2 protein-coding genes and 1 pseudogene are annotated in these 3,592 nt (G+C 58.2%); 2 read left to right on the top strand and 1 reads right to left on the bottom strand.

Going from position 1 to position 3,592, the window contains the following annotated elements; genetic code table 11:
• Positions 1 to 332 (top strand): annotated as a pseudogene (locus V7665_RS06550) (ATPase); the annotation flags it as partial.
• A 130-nt stretch (positions 333 to 462) separates the two neighbouring features.
• Positions 463 to 897 (top strand): hypothetical protein, encoded by a 435-nt coding sequence (locus V7665_RS06545; protein ID WP_335663729.1) that lies wholly within the window; start codon positions 463 to 465, stop codon positions 895 to 897.
• 87 nt (positions 898 to 984) lie between these two features.
• Here the strand turns inward: V7665_RS06545 and V7665_RS06540 are convergent.
• On the bottom strand, positions 985 to 3,592 hold a 2,608-nt coding region (locus V7665_RS06540), incomplete at its 5' end, for a valine--tRNA ligase (protein ID WP_335663728.1).

The following is a 3,592-nucleotide window of genomic DNA, read 5'->3' as shown; positions in this document are numbered from 1 at the left end:
GGCCATCCGATCTGGCCGAAGGCGTGCTGTCGCAATGCGGTACGATCCTGTCGATGCGCCTCAACAATGACCGGGATCAGGCCTTCGTGAAGGCTGCCATGCCGGAAGGCGCCCGCGGCTTTCTCGACTCCATACCTGCCTTGCGCAATCGTGAAGTGATCTGCTGTGGCGAAGGCGTCGCGATTCCGATACGGGTCGCGCTGGACACGCTGGCAGAGGACCTCCGTCCGGCTTCGGAAGATCCGATATTCTCCAGTCTGTGGTGTGAACATGGCGGAGAAGATGAAATAATCCAGCGGGTTATCAAGCGCTGGAGAGCGCAGGGCCGGTAAGGATCGACCGGACCGTTTGTCCATTTTTCTCGGCTGTTGATCGATCGCCGCTATCAAATTACTGACTAACGATTACATCTGTAGTCATGAGGCTGCGCATCGGGCGCGGCAGATTGATATGGAGAATCCGATGGTTGATAATCGCTATTTCCCGTGGATTGCGGGGCTGGGTCTGGTCGCCGCGTCGATAGTGCCTGCAATGGCAAGCCATGCCCGTGATGCGGAGCATGGAGATCATCAGCAATGGAGCGAAACGCTTGCCCGGGATATCAAAACCCAGGTGACGGCTGGCCTGGCTGAAGCTGCGGTCGGTATGGAAAAAGGCGCCGACGACATGTTGCGCGGGGCCGATGAAATGGAGGCCTATGCTGACCGGCTGGAGCGAGACACCGCATTCCGCGAACGCGAGGCTGCGGAGCAAAATGAGCGGAGAGACACCAAAATAACGGCGCAGCAATTGCTGGAAAGCGCCCCGAAAATGCGGCTTGGCGCAGAAAAAATGCGCGAAGGTGCCAAGAAAATGCGTGCCGGCGCGAAAAAAATGCGGCGCGGCGACGCTAGCTGAGCGAGATGCCGTGTCCCCGCGCAGGCGGGGACCCATCTCCTGATTTGCATCTATTGGAAATGGGCTCCTGCTTGTGCAGCAGCGCGATCATCCCAGCCGATCAATAGCCGCCTGCAAGCGTTGGGCCTCGGCTTCCTTGTCGGCCAGATCGGCGCGCGCCTTCTCGACCGCTTCCGGCTTGGCTTTTTCGACGAAATTGGGATTGCCGAGCCGGCCTGCCAAGGATTTGGCCTCTTTCTGTGAAGCCTCCAGCGCCTTGGTTAGGCGCCCTTTTTCTGCCTCGAAATCGACCGCTCCTGCCAGCGGCAGCACATAGGTTGCACCGTCCACGACGATTTGGGCCGTCGCGCCTTCTGGCGCGGCATCAAAGGAGAAGCTTTCCAGCCTGCCAACCCGGTCCAGCGCAGAGCCTTGCCGTTTGATACGCTCCGCCAGAGCATCATCACCATCGCGAACATGGGCTGACATTTTCGTTCCGGGCGGAATGTTCAGTTCGACTTTTGCCGTGCGGGTTGCCGAGATAAGGCGAATGAGCCAGTCGACTTCTGCCTTCGCTTCCTTGTCGATGTCCGCTTTCGGCTCCGGCCATTTGGCAACGATCAGATCATAGCCTCGGTCGCCATCTTCCTGAGCCATCGCATGCCATAATTCTTCGGTGATGAACGGCATGAACGGGTGGAGCATGACGATGATCTGGTCGAGCACCCAGCCGGCGACGATACGGGTTTCATCCGCCGCGCTGGCATCCTCACCCTGCAAAACCGGCTTGATCAGTTCCAGATACCAGTCGCAGAACCGGTCCCAGGTGAAGTGATAGATGGTGTTTGCCGCCGCATCAAAGCGCAGGTCGGTCAGCGCCTTGTCGAGCGCCTGCTGCGTTTCGACAACTTCAGAAATGATCCAGCGGTTGACCGGCAGGACGGCTTGCGGCGCGGCGAGCGTCTGGCTTGCGCCAATGCCGTTCACTTCGCAGAAGCGCGACGCATTCCACAGCTTGGTAGCAAAGTTGCGATAGCCTTCGACGCGCTTGTCATCCATCTTGATGTCGCGGCCCTGGCTTTCCATCGCCGCCATGAAGAAGCGCAGCGCATCGGCACCATATTGGTCAATCAGCCCGAGCGGATCGATGACATTGCCCTTGGACTTGGACATTTTCGACCCATCTTCGGCGCGCACCAACCCGTGCAGATAGAGCCGCTTCCAAGGTACTTCCTTCATGAAGTGGATGCCCTGCATCGCCATCCGGGCATCCCAGAAGAACAGGATATCAAAGCCGGAGATCAGCAGGTCATTCGGGTAATGGCGTTCGAGGTCTTTAGTCTTTTCCGGCCAGCCCAATGTACCAAAGGGCCAGAGCGCGGAGGAGAACCAGGTATCGAGTACGTCGGGATCGCGGGTCAGTGTTACGCCTGCACCAGCTTGCGCCTGCGCTGATGCTTCATCCATGGCCACATAGATTTTGCCATTTTCGTCAAACCACGCCGGAATCCGATGCCCCCACCAAAGTTGCCGCGAGACACACCAGGGCTGGATATTCTCCATCCAGTTGAAATAGGTCTTCTCCCAGCTCTTGGGGACAATCTCGATCGCTCCTGATTTTACCGCCTCTATCGCAGGCTGTGCCAGCGTTTCCGCATCGACATACCATTGATCGGTCAGCCACGGCTCGATCACCACGCCGCCGCGATCACCGAATGGCGTCGCAATCGTGCGCGGTTCCGCATCATGCTCGACTTCTTCGCCGTCTTTGTTTTTCGAAACATGCGGGATCAGATAACCCAGTTCCTTCAACCGCTGCACAACCAGCTCGCGGGCGCCGTTGACGCCATCTTTCCTGAACCGATGCAGCCCGATATATTCTTCCGGCACCAGCCCATCGGCGGTCTGGCAAACATTGGCCTCGCCATCGAGCATGTTGAGCATCTCGCCCGCCGCAAAACCGGCGCGCTTGCCAACTTCGAAATCGTTGAAATCATGGCCGGGGGTAATTTTCACCGCGCCTGAACCCAGCTCGGGATCGGCATGCTCGTCGGCGACAATCTTGAAGCGGCGTCCGGTGATCGGCTGCAAGATTTCCTTGCCGACCACGCTTGTATAACGTTCGTCTTTCGGGTGCACAGCTACGGCCATATCGGCCAGCATCGTTTCCGGCCGGGTTGTCGCGACCTCGATATAGTCACGTCCGTCAGCCAGCGTCACACCATCGGCCAGCGGATATTTAAAATGCCAGAAGCTGCCTTTGGTATCGACCGTCTCGACCTCGAGATCGGAAATCGCGGTTTTCAGCGCCGGGTCCCAGTTGACCAGACGCTTGTCGCGGTAAATCAGCCCGTCGTTATAAAGATCGACAAACACCTTGAGTACGGCTTCGTTCATGCCGTCATCCATGGTGAACCGTTCGTTCGACCAGTCCATCGAACAGCCGAGACGGCGCAGCTGCTGGGTAATCGTGCCGCCGCTTTCCTCTTTCCATTCCCAGACTTTTGCGACAAATTCCTCGCGGGTGAAATCCGTGCGCTTTTGCTGGCGCTCGTTCATCTGCCGCTCGACCACCATCTGGGTGGCGATGCCCGCATGGTCCATGCCGACAACCCAGAGCGCATCCTTGCCCTTCAGCCGTTCGTGGCGGATGATGATATCCTGCAACGTATTGTCCAGCGCATGGCCGATATGCAGCGATCCGGTGACATTGGGC

The organism is Parasphingorhabdus sp., assembly GCF_036964675.1.
GTDB lineage: Bacteria > Pseudomonadota > Alphaproteobacteria > Sphingomonadales > Sphingomonadaceae > Parasphingorhabdus.
The sequence above is the reverse complement of the archived record's forward strand: the minus strand, read 5'-3'. Positions and strand labels throughout refer to the sequence as shown.